The 21,014-nt window shown below is 67.8% G+C and carries 16 protein-coding genes and 1 pseudogene; 8 read left to right on the top strand and 9 right to left on the bottom strand.

Annotation, left to right across the window (positions count from 1 at the left end; translation table 11 throughout):
* Positions 1-38: 38 nt before the first annotated feature.
* Together OHN74_RS42965 and OHN74_RS42960 are read right to left on the bottom strand one after the other, a co-directional pair.
* Positions 39-515, bottom strand: coding sequence for an integrase core domain-containing protein (locus tag OHN74_RS42965; protein ID WP_443060491.1), 477 nt, complete (start codon positions 513-515; stop codon positions 39-41).
* Between the two features lie 37 nt (positions 516-552).
* Positions 553-789: pseudogene (locus tag OHN74_RS42960) on the bottom strand (DDE-type integrase/transposase/recombinase); the annotation flags it as partial.
* A gap of 268 nt (positions 790-1,057) precedes the next feature.
* Between OHN74_RS42960 and OHN74_RS34155 the strand changes: the two are divergent.
* Together OHN74_RS34155 and OHN74_RS34150 are read left to right on the top strand one after the other, a co-directional pair.
* The gene (locus OHN74_RS34155; RefSeq protein WP_327698417.1) at positions 1,058-1,510 is read left to right on the top strand and encodes a TIR domain-containing protein; all 453 of its coding nucleotides are present in this window, start codon (positions 1,058-1,060) and stop codon (positions 1,508-1,510) included.
* 289 nt (positions 1,511-1,799) lie between these two features.
* Positions 1,800-3,182: a TIR domain-containing protein gene (locus OHN74_RS34150; protein ID WP_327698416.1), complete on the top strand. Its 1,383-nt coding sequence runs from the start codon at positions 1,800-1,802 to the stop codon at positions 3,180-3,182.
* 131 nt (positions 3,183-3,313) lie between these two features.
* Here OHN74_RS34150 and OHN74_RS34145 read toward each other — a convergent pair whose 3' ends face one another.
* The 4 genes from OHN74_RS34145 to OHN74_RS34130 all read right to left on the bottom strand — a co-directional run bounded on the left by OHN74_RS34145 (position 3,314) and on the right by OHN74_RS34130 (position 8,100).
* Positions 3,314-3,769 (bottom strand): GNAT family N-acetyltransferase, encoded by a 456-nt coding sequence (locus OHN74_RS34145; protein WP_327698415.1) that lies wholly within the window; start codon positions 3,767-3,769, stop codon positions 3,314-3,316.
* 276 nt (positions 3,770-4,045) lie between these two features.
* Positions 4,046-4,558 (bottom strand): hypothetical protein, encoded by a 513-nt coding sequence (locus OHN74_RS34140; RefSeq protein ID WP_327698414.1) that lies wholly within the window; start codon positions 4,556-4,558, stop codon positions 4,046-4,048.
* Positions 4,559-4,602: 44 nt separating this feature from the next.
* On the bottom strand, positions 4,603-6,267 hold the full coding sequence (locus OHN74_RS34135) for a PHP domain-containing protein (protein WP_327698413.1): 1,665 nt from the start codon (positions 6,265-6,267) through the stop codon (positions 4,603-4,605).
* Positions 6,268-6,468: 201 nt separating this feature from the next.
* Positions 6,469-8,100: a transposase gene (locus OHN74_RS34130; RefSeq protein WP_327698412.1), complete on the bottom strand. Its 1,632-nt coding sequence runs from the start codon at positions 8,098-8,100 to the stop codon at positions 6,469-6,471.
* Between the two features lie 222 nt (positions 8,101-8,322).
* On the opposite strand from OHN74_RS34130, the gene OHN74_RS34125 reads away from it, so the two are divergent.
* The 4 genes from OHN74_RS34125 to OHN74_RS34110 all read left to right on the top strand — a co-directional run bounded on the left by OHN74_RS34125 (position 8,323) and on the right by OHN74_RS34110 (position 12,847).
* Complete coding sequence (locus tag OHN74_RS34125) at positions 8,323-9,642, top strand: jacalin-like lectin (protein ID WP_327698411.1); 1,320 nt, start codon at positions 8,323-8,325, stop codon at positions 9,640-9,642.
* Between the two features lie 133 nt (positions 9,643-9,775).
* On the top strand, positions 9,776-10,585 hold the full coding sequence (locus OHN74_RS34120; RefSeq protein WP_327698410.1) for an alpha/beta fold hydrolase: 810 nt from the start codon (positions 9,776-9,778) through the stop codon (positions 10,583-10,585).
* A 126-nt stretch (positions 10,586-10,711) separates the two neighbouring features.
* A complete protein-coding gene (locus OHN74_RS34115) occupies positions 10,712-12,109 on the top strand; it encodes a hypothetical protein (protein ID WP_327698409.1) in 1,398 nt (465 codons plus the stop codon).
* 93 nt (positions 12,110-12,202) lie between these two features.
* A complete protein-coding gene (locus OHN74_RS34110) occupies positions 12,203-12,847 on the top strand; it encodes a LysE family translocator (protein WP_327698408.1) in 645 nt (214 codons plus the stop codon).
* Positions 12,848-12,930: 83 nt separating this feature from the next.
* On the opposite strand, the gene OHN74_RS34105 is transcribed toward OHN74_RS34110, so the two are convergent.
* The gene (locus OHN74_RS34105) at positions 12,931-13,989 is read right to left on the bottom strand and encodes a rhamnogalacturonan acetylesterase (protein ID WP_327698407.1); all 1,059 of its coding nucleotides are present in this window, start codon (positions 13,987-13,989) and stop codon (positions 12,931-12,933) included.
* A gap of 217 nt (positions 13,990-14,206) precedes the next feature.
* On the opposite strand from OHN74_RS34105, the gene OHN74_RS34100 reads away from it, so the two are divergent.
* Positions 14,207-15,904 carry a rhamnogalacturonan lyase B N-terminal domain-containing protein gene (locus tag OHN74_RS34100; protein ID WP_327698406.1) on the top strand — a complete coding sequence of 566 codons (1,698 nt, stop codon included), beginning with the start codon at positions 14,207-14,209 and terminating at the stop codon, positions 15,902-15,904.
* A gap of 15 nt (positions 15,905-15,919) precedes the next feature.
* Here OHN74_RS34100 and OHN74_RS34095 read toward each other — a convergent pair whose 3' ends face one another.
* Both OHN74_RS34095 and OHN74_RS34090 read right to left on the bottom strand, forming a co-directional pair.
* Positions 15,920-17,332, bottom strand: a complete 1,413-nt coding sequence (locus OHN74_RS34095; RefSeq protein WP_319289160.1) for an RICIN domain-containing protein — start codon at positions 17,330-17,332, stop codon at positions 15,920-15,922.
* Complete coding sequence (locus tag OHN74_RS34090) at positions 17,329-18,537, bottom strand: glycoside hydrolase family 43 protein (protein ID WP_327698405.1); 1,209 nt, start codon at positions 18,535-18,537, stop codon at positions 17,329-17,331. Before OHN74_RS34090 ends, OHN74_RS34095 begins: the two co-directional genes overlap by 4 nt.
* Positions 18,538-18,872: 335 nt before the next feature.
* Here OHN74_RS34090 and OHN74_RS34085 point away from each other — a divergent pair, with 335 nt between their 5' ends.
* Positions 18,873-20,966 carry an autotransporter gene (locus tag OHN74_RS34085; protein ID WP_327698404.1) on the top strand — a complete coding sequence of 698 codons (2,094 nt, stop codon included), beginning with the start codon at positions 18,873-18,875 and terminating at the stop codon, positions 20,964-20,966.
* The last annotated feature ends 48 nt before the right edge of the window (positions 20,967-21,014 follow it).

Genomic DNA, 21,014 nt, shown 5'->3' with positions numbered 1-21,014 from the left:
AGCTTGTTCCGCTTTGACGGACACCACTGGTGTGGTGGTCAGGCCGTGAACGCGGTCTCGTATTCGGCAGGGCTGCGGTAGCCGAGGCTGCCGTGCAGTCGGTGCAAGTTGTACCAGCCGTCGACGAAATCGAAGATCGCAGCGTGGGCAGCGTGGGCAGCGTGGGCAGCGTGGGCAGCGTGGGCAGCGTGGGCAGCGTGGGCAGCGTGGGCAGCGTGGGCAGCGTGGGCAGCGTGGGCAGCGTGGGCAGCGTGGGCAGCGTGGGCAGCGTGGGCAGCGTGGGCAGCGTGGGCAGCGTGGGCAGCGTGGGCAGCGTGGGCAGCGTGGGCAGCGTGGGCAGCGTGGGCAGCGTGGGCAGCGTGGGCAGCGTGGGCAGCGTGGGCAGCGTGGGCAGCGGCCAGGCTGGGCCAGGAGCTCGTGTCGAGCAACTCCCGTTTGATGGTGGCGAAGAACGACTCGGCGAGCGCGTTGTCCCAGCACTGACCGGTGCGGCCCACCGACAGCCGGATGCCCAACTCCCGTGGCAGGGAGGCGAATTGCCGACTGGTGTACTGATTGGGTTCCGCGGTCGGAGTGGAAGATCACCGGACGGGTGGGGCGACGCTGCCGGCAGGCGGACTTGACGGCATCGGCGACCAGCTCGGTCCACAGGTGATCGGCGGTAGCCCAGCCCACCACCCGGCGCGAGGCAATGTCGATGACCGTGGCCTGATACAGCCAGACCTCCTCGGTCCAGACTGGCCTTGTTACTGCCTCATGCGCACTCGATCCCCTGTCCCGGGCACACAGGAAAGCCTGGGGTCACACTGACCGTGTCAGCATTCCCGGAGAGAGGGGCACCTGCTGAGCCCTGCGCCCACGCCCGCCCGCAACTCCATGAGTAGAGAGCAGAAGTGGACCCTGCAACCTTCTGATCCGTAGGATCGGCCACCGCCTGGCAGCGGCCCCAACCGGCCCGCCCAGCATCAGCGCCAGCGGCAGTCAGCCGTTGTGCGCCCTTGATGCGGTCACCACTGCCGTCATACTGACCCCCGGACAACTGCCCTGCCCTGCCTCTATGGTGAAGCCGATCCCAAAAGCCTCATCAGGGGGAGCCATGTCAGACCCTCGCGCTTTCGTCAGCTTCGACTTCGACAACAACGAGACCCAGAAGATCTTGTTCGCGGGTCAAGCGAAGACCGACTCACCCACGCCCTTCACCGTCCACGACTGGTCAAGCAAGACCAAGCTGCCGCAGTCACAGTGGGAGGCACTCGTCAAGCGGAAGATGGCCAGCACGAACATGTGCATCGTGCTGGTCGGCAGGTCCATGAACACCGCCACTGGCGTCGCCAAGGAGATCGCCATGGCGAAGGAGCTCAACGTGCCGACCTTCGGGGTCTATGTTGACGGAGCCAACACCTCCAGCACCCTGCCAGCCGGTCTGCAACAAAACCGCACTATGGCATGGAAATGGGACACTATTGCGAGAGCTGTTACCCAGATGATGGGTGAGGGAAAGAACGCATGAAGCGAGCTATGACGTATATCTGACTCCAGCGGGGCGCCACTTCTGGGAGTCGGCCAAGAGGGGAGTTCTGTGGCACGCATCGGATGCACCGGTCATCAAACATGGAATTCCGCCACTCGCCGTGCTGTTGTCCGCGCTATTACAGAAGAGATCGCCCAGACAGGGCGAGGCGAGGCGAGGTGATCGGACTGAGCTGCCTTGCAGAGAGTGCCGATCAGCTCTTTGTCTTTACAATTTTTGCCGCATAGGATCATTTGACCACCAGACTCACAGCGAGAGTGATTCTGAAATGTCATCAGCTACGATTTTCATCAGTCATACACACACAGACCAGGCTGTAGCAGACGCTATACGAGATGCGATCTTCGAGCTCTTCGGAAGTGAATCAGTCACAGTAACATATTCAACGAGTCGCGAGCTTGGTGGCGGTGTTCCAATCGGGGAAGACTGGTTCCGCTGGATTGGTGAGCAGGTTCGCGGAGCGGCTGTGACGTTGGTACTACTCACACCAACGTCCGTCCAGAAACCTTGGGTACTCTGGGAGGCCGGAGCTGTTTATGGGGCAGCGTTGACGAATGAGGATTCAACGCTGCGTCGCGTGCGTCCCCTGGCTTTCCAAATCGGCATGGATGACATCCCTTCCCCGCTACGGAGCAGTCACGCCCAAGTCGCCCGAGGAGACCAATACGAGGACATCAAGCAACTCCTCGATGAGTTCGTTCACGATTTCAGTGATGTCACCCAAAAAGCAGTGGTCATCCGCGCGGCACAGAGAGTTGACGTTGCGGCAAAAAATCTCCTGGAAGCGACCCGCGAGGCCCTACGCACTTCGCCACTCATTCCAACGGAACCAATTGTGAACGAATGGTGCACGCGACTGGATATCCTAACGGAGCACCACCGCCATTCCGAAGTCCGGCAACTGCATGAATGGCTTCTCGTCGCCTTTGGGCAGAGTGAAGAAAAAGGCGAAAAGCCTATCGACATTCGCCTCCATCGACGCCTGGCACAACTCTATATGGCATCGGCGCACTATACCGAAGCCGCCCAGCAGTTCGAGCTGGCTCGTCGCCTTTCACCGCGAGATATCTTCATCATGCGCTCTCTCGGTCAGACTTACCTGGCGGAGCATAATTACCCTGCCGCCGCTCGCGTGATCAGCGAGATCGAAACACTGGACCCTCACGCATTTACGAAGAATGCAGAGTGCGCAGCCCTGAAAGGACGATGGCACAGAGAGCAGGATCAACACACAGAGGCGCATGACACTTACGCGAAAGCGTTCCAAGAGAACCCCGACTCCTACTATCTCGGAGATCTTTTTGCTGCAGCCAAACTTCGACTCGGGGATAGGCATGGCGCAGCCGACATATATCAACGCACTCTCTCCATAATCGAGAGACTCCCGGATCGAAATTTCTGGATTTACGCGACAGCTGCGAATGCGGCAATTGTGAACGGAGATCGCGACGGCGCAATCAGATATTTCGCGGCAATCAGGGATGACAATCCGAGCGAGGCTGATATGCAAAGCATCGAAGGCGGATTGATCCGCATCCTACCGCTTCTTGGAACCACAACGGAAGGGGTAGCGGAATGGAAATTACTGCTACACGGAGGATCCAACAAGACGTTGTCTGGCGAATCAAGGGAGCTCGAATCGGGGAATTAGACAAGCGCGAGAGGCGTGATCCTCGCAAAAGCTCCTCGGCCAACCACCGCGCGAGCATCGCTGACGCGCACACTCTTTGACCGGGCGGAAGCGGTGAGAGAGAAATAGTCAAGACCTGTGGATCGAGATTGTCAGAGCACCTTCGTCATGAACGTACTGTTCGGGTCGGGTTGGTAGTCCGCGAACGGCTCACAGTGAACGAACCCGGACTTCTCGTAAAGCTTCCTTGCGGGCAGGAAGAACTCGGCTGTGCCGGTCTCCAGGCTCAGCCGCGTGAGTCCCATGCGCTTGGCCTCAGTGATGATGTGTTCCAGCAGCAGGGATGCGATCCCGCTTCGCTTGCGCGTCGACGTGGTACGCATTGACTTCAGTTCCGCGTGGCCCGCGTCGAGCCTCTTGATTGCACCGCAGCCCACCAGGGTGTCACCGTCCATGACCGACCAGAACGTGACCTCGGGCTTGCGGAGCCCGTCGAGATCAAGGGCGTGCTTGCTCTCTGGAGGCGTGATGGACTGCATCTGCTGGACGTGCTCGTTGAGAAACCCGGCGATCTCTGGGCCGGAGAGGTCGTCCACCACGATCTTCACTTTTCTCGCCCTTCTTCAGGACTCCCGGTGCCAGGGGCGCCGTGTCAAGTTCTCTGGTCAGGCCGCTTGAGGCTGGGGCTGGTCTTCTGGCCGTTCGACAGGTTTGCCACCCGTGAACAGGGCACCTGTGCGCACGAGGCCGACACCGGGGCGCGCGGGCCACGACGCGCGCAGTCGCGCAGCAGCCCAGCTCACGCCTCGGACGATTCACGGTAGCCGTCGGTCATGGCGACGAGCTCCTTGGTGCCGTCGGCTGTTCCAGCCCACGCGCTCGGCTCAGTGGTCCGCGCAGCACGGTGTCGGGTCCGGCACCTCGAACGGGACCAGGGTGCCGCCGACTGCGGGCATGGCGGCGAGCACGAGTTCGTCGCCGTGCCACTGTGGACGTACATGACTGTGCGTCACCAGCGTTTGGTCCGCGAGTGGTTGACCCGGACTCCCCAGCACCGTCACCCGGTCGATCGCGCTCCCCGCCAGCAACTCCCCCACCGTGACCGTGCCGGTGAGCGAGCCGACGCCCGGGTAGACGACCGCGCGTCCGACCGCGTCGGGCACCCCGGGTGCCACCTCGTATCCCTGTGCTCGGAGCCGCTCCTCGGCGGTGCGCAGGAGCGGCTCCGACGGCAGGGTGAACGACAGGGCAACCCGGGGCCGGTCACCGCGCAGGAAGTGGGTGTAGCCGAACGCGGCTTCCGGGAGGCCGAGTTCGGCCACGAGGCCGAGGACCAGGTGATCGGCCGCGCGGAGGGCCGACACCGAGGTGCCGGCCCAGAGGGCGTACGACGTCACGAAGGGAGCACCCACACCGGGTTGGAGTAGAACCACAGGTCGCGTCACGGGTCCGCGTCACCGACCACGTCGATCGCCGGGCCCGCCGGGTCGACCGCCGCGCCCATCGCGCCGACGGCGGACCGGTTGCCGTCGCTGCCGCGCAGCCGGACGTACACCGGACGGTCGACGCGTCCGAGGTCGTACGTGAGCCGGACCGTGCCGGTGGACCGGTTCACCTCGTAGGACCTGACGACCCTGGCCGTCGGTGCCGTGAAGGTGTCTTGGTCCGCGACCGGGCCCGTGACATCGCCCTGGATGACGTCCACACGGGCCAACGTCGGCATGAATCCCGCCCAGTTGGGTCCGCCGGCCGGTGCCACGTCCACGGTCAGCGTGACCCGGGTGCCATTCTTCACGTGCAGGGCGCCGCCGAGCGTGCTCCACCGGCCGCCGCCCGAGAGGCGCACGTCGAGGCCGCTGAGCAACTGGCCGTGGTCCACCCAGATCCGGCCGGCCCGGATGCCGTCCATGACGGCGGCGTAGGAGAAGCCGTCGGCGCCGACATGGGTGCGGCTGTACTGGCCGGGCCAGTAGTCGCCCTCGGTGAGGTCGATCTTCCCGCCGTAGACCGGGTCGTCGTGGTGGCCGTTGGCCTCGTAGTCGGTGTTCGGGCCGCGGACCGCGGTGTCCGTGTAGACGTTGTGCGAGTCGGAGTTGGCGGTGATCCACGAGGGCTTGCCCTCGGCGAGCAGGCTGTCCCACAGGCCACCGACCGTGGCCGTCATCCAGTCGAAGCCGCCCCAGGTGCGGTAGCTCTCCAGCGGGTATCCCGCGAAGGAGTTCGCACCCGGGCTGCCGTCGTACAGGCCGCGGGCCCGGCCCATGCCGATGTCCGCGCGTATCCCGGCGGCCTGGTGTCCGGGTGCGCCCTCCATTCCGACGGCGATACGGCGCACCGTGGTGGCATCGCGCCAGGCGCGTATCTCGTGCGGCGAGTCGATGCCTTTTCGCGCCGGGTGGTTGGCGAGCATCAGGGCGTCCTTGACCTTGCGCCGCTTCACCTGCTCGGCAAGGAAGTTGAGGCCGGCGACGGCGAGCGCCTCGTTGGCGGGCGTCGAGTCGGTGGCGCCCTTCACGCCACCGTCGTAGCCGGTCTCGAACTGCTTGAGAACGGAGACCTCGTTCTTGCCGGGGTGCACGAAGACCGTGCCGTGCTCGGCGGCCGGGATGTTCCACTCCAGACCCTGGAAGACGAGGGTGTCCTCGTACGCGGCCCGGGCGGCCCTGATGTCCGGGTTGACCTTTTCGACACCGATCTTCGAGTGGGTCACGTTGCCGTGGTCGGTGATGACCAGCCAGTCCAAGCCGTGCCGGGCGCCCTGCCGGACCTGGTCGACGACGCGGTACTTGCCGTCGTTGCTGTACTGCGTGTGGATGTGGTGGTCTCCGGCCAGCCACAGGAAGCCCTTCGAGCGGCGGCCGTCGGTGGCGGCGTACGCAGGGGCGGCGGAGGCCGGGGCGACGACGCTCGCGGCGGTGAGGCTCGCGCCGAGCACCCCCGCCCTGCGCAACAGCGAGCGGCGCGACCGCTGTTCGGGGCTCAGAGCCTCGTCGGGCACAGAGGTGTCGAAGGCCGCGGGCAGCGCCGTACCCGTACCGCCCTCGTGACCGTGGTGGTGATGGTGGTGATCCCCGTGTCCGTGCGAGTGCCCGTGTCCGTGTCCCATGGCTGCGTCTCCTCCGTCACGCGGCACCCGTGCAGTGCGCCGCCTGAGGAGAATCGATGTGAAACATGAACCTTGCTCAACCAGCGGGTGATCACCGAACGACCCGGACGCGGCGGATCGACACTCCACTCACTGTTCCCCCAACAGCCCTTGTCCAGCACACTGTTGGCCGTGAACCTGAGCAGTGTTCACCTACCGTACCTAGAGACTGAGCGGGAGTGAGTCCTGTTGCCAGAACCCATGCTCGGCCGAACGCCCCGGACGGTGTTGGGCGTTCTGGTTGCCCGCGTTCGCTCCGCGTCCGGGCGGCACGGATCGTGTCCGTGGTCCGGGGATGCGGGGGCGGGTTCCCTCACGCCCAGGGACGCCTGGTCCGGCCTGGACGGTCCGATGCCCCTGCTCATCACTCCGGTGAGCAGGGGGCGGTGTCGTCCGTCGCCGGATCGAATGTCCCTGGGCGCGCCTTCCGATCGCCACGGCAGCAGCATCGTGACGAGTGGTCTTACGGGTCGTGCTGGTCAGGGGCTTCTGCCAGTGCTGGGCGCCCCATTTCGAGGTGTAGGCCGGGTCGACGGCAATGACCGCGATACCCGTCTGGTCCGCCATCGAAGACAGCCGGCCTCGAAGCTTCCCTGTCGGCATGCCGGAGATCAACTGCCGAAAGCGTTTCCTGCGGCCGTGCTTCTCCCGGGTCTTCTCCGCGTTGAAGTCAAGGTCCTCCACCGCGATCGCCTTCACACCACATCTGCGGGCCCAATGGAGGAGGCGGGTCAGGGCGTGGCGGACCTGGGCATCACGGTGTCCGACGCTGCCGGTCAGGTCGTAGAAGAAACGGCGCGGGGCACCCGTCGGGTTGCCGTGAATGTCGAGGCGCCAGGCGGCCAGGTGATCGGCGTTCATGTCGACACCGATCACCCCGTGGCCGAGCGCGGCCTCGATCGAGAGGGTGGGGGTGGGCGGAATCTGCCAGGACGCGGTCAGATACCAGCGGTCCCGGCCAGTATCGCGGTGGATGCGGTAGGCGACCGCCCGGTCGGCCGCGGCGCGATCCGCCCACTCCACGCCCCGGTGCGCGAACACGACCCGGCACGCCAGCACGTAGCGGCCGTGCGGGGCGTTCGCCAGATACGCGAGCGGCGCGGGGAGTCTGATGCTCACCTCGCCGTCGGGGCTGATCCGGATGGTCTCGTTGCCGTAGCGCTTGCCGGACTCACCGTCCGCCTGGCAGAACCAGCGCTCCGCCTCCCAACGCCCGCGCCACGCACCCTCGGTGAGCTGGGCTTCCTCCAGGTGGTGGCGGGTGTGGGCCAGTCGCTTGCCACCGCGCACGACGTGCACGAGCCCGACCTCACGGTCGGCCCGCGCTGCCGTCAGACGGTCCTCAAGCACCCGCAGCCGCCGCGACTTCGCATGCCACTCCCGCGCCGACCGGTAACCCCCGGGCGCCTTCTTCGTCCCCTTCTGCCCAACCGGCAGCAACAGCCGGAACCTGATGGTGCGCACTCCCGCTTCCAGGTTCTGGATGTGCGCCGACTGGCAGCGGCGGGCCAGTGCCCACTGGTCGTGCGTGGCCTTGGTAATCGACCCCGCCCACCGCGACGACGACAGCGGCGTCAGCTCACGCTTACGCACCGCCCACGCCTCGGCGGAGTGCTCCAGGGCGTCCCGGCAGCGCGCCTTGAGATCCCTCGAGGCCAACGACCCCAGATGCGCCCCCACCAGGCGCAGCATCTCTTCATCGTCCGGCGTGAGGTGCTTGAGGCGGGTGCGGACGGCCACGCCACTGGGACCCGACGCGACGGACGGCGCCGCGAAACTTCTCAGCTCACCCACCCCTGTCACCCCCACCCGATGCCGACCGAAGATTCCGTCGCCATGAGAAACGAGCACCAACCGCAAAGGTCACGCATTCGATGAGGGAACGTCAGTTCCCTCTGAAATCGACCCCACGACCGAGGCACGCGCCACGACAAAGCCCACCAGCACTCGCTCCCACTCACCAGAACGCACTCCAACAGCAGCAGTTCCAACCCCACCCATGGAGACACCCCCACCATGAGAAGACTCATCGGCACCCTCGCCGCCGGCGCCCTCGCGCTGACCGGACTCGCCACCACGGGCTCAGCTCCGGCCGCCGCCGCCACCTCGGGCTCGTTCAACCTCCTCACGTACAACGTCGCCGGCCTTCCGGGTGTCATCAGTTCGAGCAAACCCGAGGTGAACACCCCGCTGATATCACCGCGTCTCGGCGCGTACGACATCGTCAACGTGCAGGAGGACTTCAACTACCACGCGGCGTTGTACGCGAACGACAACCACCCGTACCGCACGGCGACGAGTGGCGGAGTGCCCTTCGGGGACGGTCTCAACACCCTCTCGGACTACGCCTTCCAGGACTTCGAGCGGGTGAAGTGGAACAAGTGCACCGGCACCAACTGCCTCACCCCGAAGGGCTTCTCGCTGGCCCGGGTGCGGCTCGCCGAGGGCGTCTACGTGGACGTGTACAACGCCCACCCCAACGCGGACGACACCGATGAGGCGCACGCCGCCCGTCGGGCCAACATCTCGCAGCTGTCCGCCTTCATCCAGGCCAACTCCGCGGGCAACGCGGTGATCGTCGCCGGTGACACGAACACGCGGTACACGCGCACGCCCGACAACATCCGCACACTCGTGTCGGACAACGGCCTCACCGACGCCTGGGTCCAGCTGGTGAAGGGCGGTGTGCAGCCGACACAGGGCGGCGAGCCGCTCATGTGCCCGACGACCGCGCCGACGAACAGCTGCGAGGTCGTCGACAAGGTCCTCTACCGCGGCAGCAAGCTCGTGAACCTCTCCGCGACCCGCTACAACAACGAGTGGGCGTCCTTCCTGGACTCCAAGGGCGGCAACCTCTCCGACCACTTCCCGCACACGGTCGACTTCTCCTGGACGCTGCCTTCCAAGCTGCGCGCGAGTGACGTCGTAGGCGGCCCGCACGGCACGGCGTTCAACGACGCCGACGACCTCCCGGCGGCACCCTCGCCCCGCACGCTCACCCTGCGCGGCAGCTCCCGTCTGGACGGGGTGTCCCTGGCCCTCGACGGCGGCACGACCCTGACCCACGGCGGCACGGGCGGCACCGCTTCCTCCCTCACCCTGGCGTCCGGCGAACACCTCACCTCGGTGAAGCTGACACAGGGCCAGAAGGACGGCCGGACCAGGATCTTCTCGGCGGCGTTCACCACGGACAGGTCCCGCACCCTGACCTCCGGCACGGCGACGACGGACGCGGCGACGTTCACGGCACCGTCGGGCTGGCAGATCGTGGGCTTCACGGGCCGCTCGGGCACCGAGATCGACAAGCTGGGCGTGGTGTACGCACCGATCGCCTGACCGGGGGCAACTCCCCTGACAGGAGCAGCCTTTGCGTGGGCGGACACCTTCCCGTGTCCGCCCATTCGCACACCCGTCCGGACGGCCGGAAAATCATTCCGCGCCGGGCTCTCCCAGCCGGTAGCTTCGGCAGATGAGTGATCACTACGACGTGCGCGGTACCGGCCCCGTCCTCCTCATCATCCCCGGTGGCGCCGGACACCCCATGGGTCTGGAGAACCCCACCGCCCTTCTCTCCGAACACTTCACGGTCGTGACGTACGACCCCCTCGGCCTCGCCCACGGCCGGCTCGGCAAGCCCGTCGAGGAACAGCGCGTCGAGTGGTGGAGCGAGGGCGCCGCCCGGGTGCTGGACGCGGTGCTCCCCGAGGGTGAGTCCGCGTACGTGTTCGGCACCAGCGCGGGGGCCGTCGCCGCCCTCGACCTGGCGTCCCGGCACCCGGCCCGGCTGCGGCACGTGGTCGCGCACGAGCCACCGGTCGTGACGGTCCTGCCGGACGCCGAGCGGCAGCGGGCGATGTTCACCGAGGTGCGCGACACCTACCGCGCCCGGGGTGTCGAGGCCGCGTCGGCCCGTATGACGGCGGGGCTGGAGGAACGGGCGCTCACCGAACAGGAACTGGCCAAGCTGTCGGACGCGGCAGAGCAACCTCCTTCTCTCTCCGATGAGTTGGCGACCCCCATGGCCATCTCCCTCACCCGCGTCCTGGTCCCGTTCACCTCCTACGCCCCCGACCTCGGCGCACTCTCCGCCCCCTCTCCCCGGCTCACCGTCGCCATGGGCATCGACTCCGCCGGCCAACTTCTGCACCGCACCGCCACGGTCCTCGCCCGGCGTACGGGCAGCGCCGCCCGCCAGTTCCCGGGAGGGCATCTCGGGCTGCTCACACACCCGGCGGAGTTCGCGGCGCGGCTCCGGGAGACGTTGGTTCCGGTCGGCTGACTCCGGTCAGGGCCGGGGACCGGGGGCCTACCGTCCCGGCCTGCTCGGCGGGCTCGGCCGCACGGCCGAGTCCGGTCCGGTCCGGTCCGGCGGCAACCTTTGCCCGCGCCACGGCAACAGACAGGCATGACTTCAGCACCACTCCCCCGCGCCTCCGCCCACCGTCGCACCCACGCGGCCCGCAAGCCCCTGATCGGCGGCCTCGCCGTGGCCGGTCTGCTCGCCGGTGCCTGGTACGCGACGGCCGGAGCGGCGACGACGCCCGCCGCGCCCACCCTCGCCGTCACGAACACCTCGGTGACGCTGCCGGCCAAGTTCCCCTATCTGTCCGCCGGTTACAACAACACGCGGGAGTGGACGCGCACGGCGACAGCGGTCGCGCCCAACGGCACGCTGCGGGTCGCCTGGCCGGCGTCGGACGGTGTGCATGTGACGCCACTGACCTCGGCCGGCAAACGCGCGGGCGGTGACGCGATCGTCAAGGGCGCCAAGGAGGTCGGTGGGCTGGTCGCGCACAACGACGGCTTCGCGCTGCTCACCCGGGTCGCCGACACCAACAAGTGGAAGGAGACGGCTGCGGCCCTCGTCCGCTTCTCGCAGGGCAAGGAGGCCTGGCGCACCAAGCTCACCGGCACCGCGTCCAACGACACGTCCCCGACCCTGGACGGTCAGCTCACCTGGAACGGCACCAAGTACGGCGCCTACTTCGTCGTCCACGGCGCGGGCGGCTTCGCCGACGGCCACTTCGGCGACAAGCTCTCGTACCTCAGCTCCAAGGGCGCCAAGCTGAGCGGCGGTTGGGGCTGGGGCTGCTCCCACAACGAGGGCATCGCCCTGCACGCCGAGGCCACCGGCGCCTTCACCTCCCTCTGCTTCGACGACTGGCGTTCGGGCCTGTTCGTGTCGACGGGCATCGGCGCCCCCGACAACGCGCCGGCCGTGCAGCGCGAGCAGTGCTGGGCGGGCTACTGCGGCGGCACGTACGCGGGCCGCACCGGCGACCTGGTGAAGTCGTCCACGGGCCGCTACGCGACCGCCTACGGTTCGCGCGGTTCGGCCTCCGCGGCGAAGAACCCGGACGACTCCAGCGGCCGGGGCTGGACGGTGAAGCCGAGGTGGAGCACGCACCAGGTGGCGGTGTCGTTCCTCAAGAACCGCAACTCGCCTGCGGGCAAGGCGATCTACCTGACGAACGCGCCGGGCACCGAGCACGTCAACGTCCGCGTCGCCCCGTACGGCAAGGACCGGCTGCTGGTGTCCTGGGAGTCCCTGAAGAACGCCAAGTGCGCGAGCGGGACCTGCACCGGCACGTTCACGGGCACCCACCTGCGGCTGATCGACTGGAACGGTGCCTTCAAGACACCGGACAAGGTCGTACAGGCACGCATCACGGGCGACATAGCGGCCCTGAAGGACGGCTCCCTGACCTGGGCGTACGCACCGGTGACCCCGTCGTACGCGACCCCGCTGACGGGCGCGTCCCCGACCGTGTCGACGCTGCGGATCGCCCGCCTGGCGCTCTGAACCGGCAGTACCGGCCGCACCGGCAGGACCTCGTGTGTCTCGGCCCGCGAAACTCGATCGACGGTTTGCCGCGTACCGCAGAGCATGACCACCATGGTGGATCCCTCTCTGTACGCGGCCTTCCTGGCCGCCGCCTTCGCCCTGTGCGTCGCTCCCGGGCCCGACATGATGTTCATCGTGGCCATGGGCGGACGCGGCGGCCCGGTCACCGGTGTGCTGGCCGCGCTGGGGGTGGCGGCCGGAGCCCTGGTGCACGCGGTGTCGGCGGCGCTCGGTCTGTCGGCGCTCTTCACGACCCTGCCGGTGCTGTACCACGTACTGCGCTGGCTGGGCGCGGCCTATCTCCTCTACCTCGCGGTCAAGGCGTTCCGCGACCGGTCGCCGCTGACGGCCGAGGAGGACGTGACATCGGCCTCGGGACCGTCCCGTCCGGGGCGGCGGCGCGCCTTCTGGCAGGGCGCCGTCACCAATCTCCTCAACCCCAAGATGATCCTGTTCAACGTGGCGTTCCTGCCGCAGTTCGTGAACCCGGGTCTGGGGCACGTGAGTTGGCAGCTACTGCTGCTGGGGCTGACCCTCGTCCTGATGGGCCTCAGCGTCGACACCACCATCGGCCTGCTCTCCGGCCGCCTCTCGTCGGCGCTGCGGGGCAGCCGCCGGGTCGCCCGCGGCCTCGACATCTTCAGCGGCACGGTCTTCACCGGCCTCGCCGTGCGGCTGGTCGCGGCGCCGAAGTAGCCGGGGCCGGCCGGGGCGGGCCGCTGTCGAACCTGGAGCGCCCCGGTTCCGGTCGGGACGCTCCAGGGGTTCTTGTCGTGGCCCTATCGGACCCCGTGGCGCGGAACCAGCCGCTGCGCCACCAGCTCGTCGCGCACCAACTCGGCGTAGGCCGTGGCCCCGCGGACGGACGTGTGTGTGTTGTCGCGCTTCTCGTTGTAGAGGTACAGCGCCTTGGACCCCTCGACCCCGAAGGACTCGACCAGCGCCTTGGTCTTCGCCGTCAGGTCGATCAGCGGCACGTTCTGCGCGGCCGCGACCGCGCGGATCACCGCCGGGTGGTCGACGCCGAGACCGTTGACCAGCAGGGCGGTGCCATTGTTCAGGGTGCCGTCGGAGTTGAACCAGCGGCGCACGATCGGGGTCACCAGTACCGGTTTCCCACCTCGCTCGCGAATACCCGCGACGAGTGTCTCCAGGTTCGCGCGGTACGTCGGCTCGTCCGTCTGCTTGTCGTTGTGCGCGAGCTGGACGAGGACCAGGTCGCCGGGGCGGATCAGCGGCTGGACGGTCGGGAAGAGCGCGGAGTTGGCGAGGTAGGTGACCGTACTCTCGCCGGAATCCGCGTAGTTGGCGACGGACAGGCCCTTGCGCAGGTACTGCGGGAGCTCCTGGCCCCAGCCGGTGTACGGGTCGCCCGGCTGGTCGCAGACGGTCGAGTCGCCGATCAGGAAGATCTGCCGGGTGTGGCGGGCGGCGCGGGTCACCCGGATGTCCGCCAGGGCCGGCGCCGACCCGCCGAGCACCAGATCGAGGCCGGGGGTGCCCTCGGCGCCGGTCGGTTCGCCCTCGGGCGTACGGACGTTGACGGTGAAGCTGCGGGCCACGTGCTCGCCTGCCGCCGTGGCGGTCTCCGGGAGGAGTGCGCGCCGGGTCTCGCCGGTGACGGCCGTACTGGCGGCGGTCTCACCGCCCAGCAGCACCCGTACGTCGTACGTGCCCGGCGCGACGTCGAAGTGGCAGGCGGTGGCGGTGCAGTTGTCGATGCCCAGGGCTCGCGGGGCGTGCGAGGGCCGTTCGTGAGCCGCCGCGGGTACGGCGGCCAGGGTGGTTGCGGTGCTCAGCGTCACGGCTGCCAGCACGGCTCGGTTGAAACGTCTCATCGCGGTTCCCACAGCAGTCCTCCGACGCTCGACAAGGCCCAGCGGCAGGACCGTACATCGTCTGGCAAGCGCTTTCTAGAGTGCTGCACGATTTCACACAACTGCCAACTTCCTTACAACGAAAGCCCTTTCGCGAAATCGATTCAACTGTCAGTCTTCCGAACACCGCACACCCCCCACACCCCCCGCACCCCACCTCCGAAGGAGGCACCCCCACATGTCCGCAGCCAACGACAGAACACCCGGTATCCCCGGGCGCTCCGGGCTCCACCTCGGCCGCCGTGCACTCGTCCTCGGCGCCACGGCCACCGCGGCCGGACTCGCCCTTCCCGGCACCGCGCAGGCGGCGACCTTCGGCTACACCGACGACGGCACGAACTACGTCATCGACACCGGCGCCAACCTCGTCTTCAAGGTCCGCAAGTCCAACGGCGACCTGTCCTCGCTGGTCTACCGCGGCACCGAGTACCAGGGCTACGGCGGCAACAACTCGCACATCGAGTCCGGCCTCGGTGCCTCCACCGTGACGATCCAGCAGTCCGGTTCGACGATCCTGGTCAGCGTCACCTACGGCACGCTGAAGCACTACTACGCGGCTCGCAGCGGCGAGAACAACGTCTACTTGTGGACCAACAAGGCCGACACGTCGGTCTCGGCGACCCGCTTCATCCTGCGGGTCAAGGCGGGCCTGTTCCTCAACGACGAGCCCGACTCGTACACGTACACCAACAGCACGATCGAGGCCTCGGACGTCTTCGCGAAGTCCGACGGCCAGACCCGCTCGAAGCACTACTCGAAGCTGCGGGTCATCGACTACAACTACGTCGGCTGGACCACCGGCAGCGTCGGCCTGTACGTGGTGCGCAGCAACCACGAGAAGGCCTCCGGCGGCCCCTTCTACCGCTCCCTCCTGCGCCACCAGAGCGCGGACGGCGGCGGCCTGTACGAGATCCTGTACTACGGCCAGAACCAGACCGAGGACCAGCGCTTCGGCCTCCAGGGCCCGTACGTCATCGCCCTCACGGACGGCGGCGCGCCCTCCTCGTCGCTGTACGCGGGAACGCTCACCACCCCCTGGGCGGACTCGCTCGGCATCTCCGGCTACGTCGCCGCGAGCGGCCGGGGCCGGGTCGCCGGCGTCGGGATCACCGGGCGCAACACGGCGTACGCGTACACGGTCGGGATCGCCAACTCGGCGGCGCAGTACTGGGGTTCGGCCCGCGCGTCCGACGGCTACTTCTCCATCGCGGGTGCCCTTCCGGGGACGTACACGCTCACGGTGTTCAAGGGCGAACTCGCCGTCTACACCACCACGGTGACGGTCACCGCCGGTGGCACGACCACGCTCAACTCGATCGCGATCCCGTCCACGAACGACCCCAGCAACGCGAGCGCGATCTGGCGGATCAACGACTGGAACGGCACGCCGAGCGGCTTCAAGAACGCCGACCTGATGACGTACGCGCATCCGTCGGACGTCCGGGCAGCCGCCTGGACCGGCAACGTGGTGGTCGGCAGCGGCACCGAGACGTCGGGGTTCCCCTGCTACATCTGGAAGGACGTCAACAGCGGTCTGCTGGTGTACTTCAAGCTGACCGCGGCGCAGGCCGCCGCCGCGCACACCCTGCGCATCGGCGTGACGACGGCCTTCGCCAACGGCCGGCCGCAGGTCGTCGTCAACGACACCTGGACGTCGGCCATCCCCTCCCCGCCCACCCAGCCGACCAGCCGGTCGCTGACCAACGGGTCCTACCGGGGGAACAACAACACGTTCACCTACAGCGTCCCGGCGAGCGCCTGGCTCACGGACACCAGTCAGTACAACGTGCTGAAGATCAACGTGGTGAGCGGTTCGGGGACGACCTCCTACCTCAGTGCCGGGACGGCGATCGACGCGCTCGACCTGCTGGCCTAGCGGCCTGACTGTTCGTCATGTCCCGCGCGTCCACTGCTGGTTCGTGCCGCTGCCGCACGTGTACGTGATGATGGCGGCCGAGTCGGCGGTGGACGCGCCGTTCACGTCGAGGCACTCGCCGCTCGCGCGGGAGACGACCTTGACGTAGGAGCCGGTGGTGGTGAGCGACCACTGCTGGTTGGTGGCCGAGGAACTGCAGTTCTCCTGCGTGACCGTGCTGGCGTTCTCCTGGACGCACAACGAACTGTTGCGGACCATCAGTTGGTAGTAACCGCTCGCGACGGACTTGAACCAGTACTTCTGGTTGTTGCCGCTGTTGCAGGTGTACTGCTTGATCTGGGCACCCGCCCACAGCGACTGGCTGGTGACGTCGGCGCACTTGGACGAGTGCCGGGCGATCAGCGTGTTGTACGTGGCGCTGTTGCCCGTGACCGTCCCGGTGGCGGTGTCGAGGGTCACCTCCGGCGACCAGGACATGGACATCGTGGTCGAGGAGGGGAAGCTCAACGGCAGCCAGACGTAACGGGAGTCGTTGACGGTCCCGCCGAAGGCGTTGCCCCAGCGGTCGCCCATGTAGAGGTAGGAGGTGCCCGAACTCCCCTGCACGGGAAGGACGTACGCGGTCTGCGAGCCGTACGTCGTCGAGTCGCCGACGTTCGCCATGGCGGTCCACGGGCCGGTGATGCTGGTCGCGGTGGCGTACTGCTGCTGGTTGGGGTTCCAGCCGGTGGCGCCCGAAGTCAGCATGAAGTAGACGCCGTTGCGCTTGAACAGGGCCGGCGCCTCGCGGTGGCCGCCGTGCCAGGGGTCGGCGACCAGGGCGGCGATGCCGGTGTAGTCGGCGGTGAGGCGGTAGATCTGGAGGTCGTAGTTCTCGCGGGCCGCCGAGATCATGTAGCCGGTGCCGTCGGTGTCCACGAACACCGTGATGTCACGGGACATGTGGGTGTCCAGCGGGCGGAAGCTGCCCTGCCAGGTGTAGTTGCCGTCGACGGTGTCGGAGACGGCGACGGCGGCACGGGCCTCGCTGTAGTCGGCGCCGTTCTCCTTGTGCATCCACATCACGTACTTGCCGGTGGCAGCGTTGTAGATGACCTTCGGCCGCTCGATGTTGGCGGTGGCGAGTTCGGAGGCGCTGGACTGGGTCAGGACGTGGTTGCGGAACTCCCAGTTCTTCAGGTCGGTGGAGCGGTAGGCGTCCACGTACTGGAAGGTGTTGTCGGCGTTGCGGTGCTCGCCGAACCAGTAGTAGTAGGAACCGACCTTGATGACCCCGCCGCCGTGCGCGTGCACGGGGTCACCGTTGGTGGCGGTGAACTGGGTGCCGTTGGTGATCGTCACGGCCGCGGCCTGGGCGGGCCCGGCGGTGGCGAGGGCGCCGGCCAGCGCCAGACAAAGGGCGAGGAGAACCGCGTACACACGTCTCATGAGCCACTCTCCAAAAGTGAGCCGACCTGCGTGCCTGTCTGTGAGCCTGTCTGTGTGACTGTCTCGGTGTCGGCGACGGGGACGCCGAAGTCCGGGGTGCCGTCGGTGTTCCAGCCGAGCTTCTGCACCCGGGTGTGCCGGTTGGGATCGTTCAGCGGATCGCCGACGATCTCCTTGTACTGCCGTGCGTGGTAGACGAGGACGTCGGTACGGCCGTCCTCGGCGACGGTGAAGCAGTTGTGGCCGGGGCCGTACTGCTTGGTCGTGTCGTTGCTGGTGAAGACGGGCGTCGGGGACTTGGTCCAGTTGGCCGGGTCCATGAGGTCGGCGCGGGCATCGATGGTCAACAGGCCCATGCAGTAGTGGTAGTCGGTGGCGCTCGCCGAGTACGACATGAAGATCCGGCCGTTGCGCTTGATGAACGACGGCCCCTCGTTGACCCGGTAGCCGATGCGTTCCCAGTCGAACTCCGGTGTGGTGAGCCGGATCTGAGGACCGGTCAGAGTCAGCGGATCGGCCATCTTCGACAGCCAGACAGCCGTGTTGTTGTCCATGCCGGGTTCGTGCTGCGCCCATGCGAGGTAGCGGGAGCCGCGGTGGGTGAAGGTGGTGGCGTCGAGGGAGAAGGTCTCCCAGGCGGTCTTCAGCTGACCGCGCTCGACCCAAGTACCGGTGAACGGATCGCGGTTGGCGTTCTCCAGGACCCAGATACGGATGTCCCAGATGGCCTCGGCGGGCGCGGAGGCGAAGTAGACGTACCACTTGCCGTCGATGTGGTGGATCTCCGGCGCCCAGATGTGCGCGCCCATGGCCCCGGTCTCGTGCTTGCGCCAGATGACGGACTCGTCGGCGGTGGCGATCCCGCGGATGGTGCGGGATCGGCGCAGGATGATGCGGTCGTACTCGGGGGCGGTGGCCGTGAAGTAGTAACGGCCGTCGGTGTGCCGGTGGATGTGGGGGTCGGCGCGGTTGCGTACGAGGGGGTTGACGTACGGGGCGGTGGCGCAGGGGGCGCCCGCCGGGGCGGTGGCGGCGTGCGCGGTGCCGGAGACACCGGGGATGGCGGAGCTGGCTGCCAGGACTCCGCCGGCCAGGGCGCCCTTCAGAAGGGTTCTCCGGGCGGAGAGGGCCGAAAGGGCGGAGGTGGCGGAGTCTTCAGGGACGTCTCCGGGCGGAGCTTCGGGCAGATCGTCGGCGCGGCTCATGCGGACTGCCTCTCGGGGGTGGGGCACGAGATGTCGGTGGGTGCGGGTCGCGAGGTCTCGGGGGTGTGGATTTGTGTGCGTGTGTGGGGGGTGACACGAGAAACGTTCGTAATTGCGAACAAGATCTGTCATTCCGAGTGCCGAAAAGGTAAGCGCGTGTTACGGGAAGGTCAACTGGTCGGAGGACATGAATCCGCTGAGCAACTTTCTGTTATTACCGGGAAGTCCGGTCCGTCTCCGGTCACGTGCACAGCCACTCCCCCAACACCAGCCCCGCCCCCAGGACCGCTCACCGGACCGCTCGACAGACAGTCACGGCTGCCGCGGCCCTCACGATGACCGCCCTCCTGCTCGGTGCCCCGCCCGCGTCGGCGGCCGGTCCCCGGGATGCCACCGCCGACGTACTCGCAGGCCGGGACGTCACGCTCACCGGCGACACGGTGGTGAGGGTGCCCGCCGGGAGGACGACGTACAACGGTGTCTTCCGCGGCGAGGGCACCCTCACCGTGCGCGGCACGGGCACCCTGATCCTGACGAGGGACAGCGACTTCACACTGCCCAGGTCCCGGCAGGGGCAGCAGGTGCGCATCCCGGGCGGCAACCACCCGTACGTCACCGTGACGAACCCCGACCCACCGGCGGTGACCGTCGAGCGGGGAGCCACCCTCCAGTACGGCAACGGCGGTACGACGGGCCTGATCGGCCACTTCCCGTACAACACCTCGGCGTTCCGGCTGAACCAGGACAACATCCGGGTGGACGGCACCCTGCGCCTCTCGCTGAAAAGCGCGTACAACCTGGGCACGATCAGCGGCGCCGGACTGGTGACGCAGCCCCGCTTCCTCTGGGGCACCTGGGACCTCTCGGGCATCCACGCCTTCTCCGGGGTGATCGACAACGGCACCCAGGTCAACGCGGGACGACCGGAGTTCGCGACGTCGCTCCCCCGCGTGCGCAAGGTCCTCAACCAGGGCACCTGGACGGTCGACACGCCGCTCGGCCAGACGGTCACCATGGGCATGGACTTCTACCAGCGCGAGTACGGCAGCGACATCAACGTCCAGTCCCGCCCGGGTTCGAAGGTGGTGCTGACCGGTCAGTACAGCTGGTCGGACCGTGGCGGCGACACCGACCCGTCGCTCAGTGACCCCGCCCTCAACTGGACGCCCGCCCGCAGACACGTCAACAAGCGCGGCACCAACATCAAGGGCGCGAACGTCCAGTGGGGCGACGGCACGACGAACAAGATCTTCATGCCGGGCACTGCCGAGACGGTGTACATCAACTTGCTTGCCGCGAGATCCCGTTCACTTCTGACGTTCGACTACAACGGCCCGGTGACGCTGGGTGCCCCCATCGGCGGCGGCCGGTTCCACGACACCCTGTCCGCGCCCGGTGCCGGGGACATCGTCATCAAGGGAACGCGCGGCAACGATGTCACGTTTGCCGCCGTCCAGTACTACGACGGGTCCACGACGGTCGAGAAGGGTGCGGTACTGCGCCTGGGCAGCGGAAAGGCGGGCGGCGACGGCGGCCTGTACACGAAGGGTTCCCTCTACAGGGTCGTGAACGACGGCTCGTTGGTGGTACGGAACACGAGCAGGGCGCTGGTGCTGTCGCGGATCAGCGGCGGTGGCTCGTTCACCCAGTCGGGCGCGGCGACGACGACGCTGACGGGCAGCGGAGTGACGTACGGCGGCAGCACGACGGTCACGAAGGGCACGCTGGCGCTCAGGGGTGGGGCAACTCTCGCTCACAGCAAGGCGGTTCGGCTGACAGCGGCGGGCGCGCGGCTGGACGTGGGCTCGGCGGGGCTGCGCGTGGGGACCACGCTCACCGGGTCGGGGACGGTGAAGGGCTCGGTGACGAACGAGGGCGTGGTAGCCGACGGGCTGACGATCTCGGGCAGCTATACGCAGGCCGCGAAGGGCGAACTGGTGTTTCGGGGGCGGCCGTTGAAGGTCGGCGGAGCGGTGCGGCTGGCCGGGGCGCTGGACCTGTCGTCGCTGGGTGCGGCCTCCGGCTCCGCCCGTACGATCACGCTGCTGAACCACACGGGGCGTGCGAAGACGGCCGGTGCGTTCAGCGGGTTGAAGGAGGGCACCACGCTGAAGCTCGGCAGCACGGCCTACCGGATCACCTATCGGGGCGGCGACGGCAACGACGTGGCCCTGACGGCGGTCGCGAAGAGTGGGTCGCCGACCGCGGGTTCGGGGGCACGCCCGGGGGCCGGGGCTGTTTCGGGCTCGGTGGCAGCGGCCGGCGCGAGCACCGACTCCGTTTCCACGGCGGCCGGTACGGGGCTCGGCTTCTGGCCGTACGCGATGGCGGTCGGGTTGTTGGCGGGACTGATGATTCCGGCCACCCGGAAGGTCCGGGGCCCCGGGAACGGGCGACGGCGGGGTGGACGGCACTCGGCGCAGGGCTGAGCTGGCTGATTCGGGGCGGCCGAAGCCTGTCGGCGCCGGCCCCCGCTC

Origin of the sequence: Streptomyces sp. NBC_00459, from assembly GCF_036013955.1 — a bacterium.
Classification (GTDB): domain Bacteria; phylum Actinomycetota; class Actinomycetes; order Streptomycetales; family Streptomycetaceae; genus Streptomyces.
Note: the sequence above shows the minus strand (reverse complement) of the source record. Positions and strands in the feature narration are given on the sequence as shown.

What these genes read in the sequence shown, in the direction of transcription:
- OHN74_RS34155 (WP_327698417.1), top strand. Translation starts at nt 1,058, where the DNA reads ATGGTGAAGCCGATCCCAAAAGCCTCATCAGGGGGAGCCATGTCAGAC.
- OHN74_RS34150 (WP_327698416.1), top strand. Translation starts at nt 1,800, where the DNA reads ATGTCATCAGCTACGATTTTCATCAGTCATACACACACAGACCAGGCT.
- OHN74_RS34135 (WP_327698413.1), bottom strand. Translation starts at nt 6,267, where the DNA reads ATGGGACACGGACACGGGCACTCGCACGGACACGGGGATCACCACCAT.
- OHN74_RS34125 (WP_327698411.1), top strand. Translation starts at nt 8,323, where the DNA reads ATGAGAAGACTCATCGGCACCCTCGCCGCCGGCGCCCTCGCGCTGACC.
- OHN74_RS34120 (WP_327698410.1), top strand. Translation starts at nt 9,776, where the DNA reads ATGAGTGATCACTACGACGTGCGCGGTACCGGCCCCGTCCTCCTCATC.
- OHN74_RS34115 (WP_327698409.1), top strand. Translation starts at nt 10,712, where the DNA reads ATGACTTCAGCACCACTCCCCCGCGCCTCCGCCCACCGTCGCACCCAC.
- OHN74_RS34110 (WP_327698408.1), top strand. Translation starts at nt 12,203, where the DNA reads ATGGTGGATCCCTCTCTGTACGCGGCCTTCCTGGCCGCCGCCTTCGCC.
- OHN74_RS34105 (WP_327698407.1), bottom strand. Translation starts at nt 13,989, where the DNA reads ATGAGACGTTTCAACCGAGCCGTGCTGGCAGCCGTGACGCTGAGCACC.
- OHN74_RS34100 (WP_327698406.1), top strand. Translation starts at nt 14,207, where the DNA reads ATGTCCGCAGCCAACGACAGAACACCCGGTATCCCCGGGCGCTCCGGG.
- OHN74_RS34095 (WP_319289160.1), bottom strand. Translation starts at nt 17,332, where the DNA reads ATGAGACGTGTGTACGCGGTTCTCCTCGCCCTTTGTCTGGCGCTGGCC.
- OHN74_RS34090 (WP_327698405.1), bottom strand. Translation starts at nt 18,537, where the DNA reads ATGAGCCGCGCCGACGATCTGCCCGAAGCTCCGCCCGGAGACGTCCCT.
- OHN74_RS34085 (WP_327698404.1), top strand. Translation starts at nt 18,873, where the DNA reads ATGACCGCCCTCCTGCTCGGTGCCCCGCCCGCGTCGGCGGCCGGTCCC.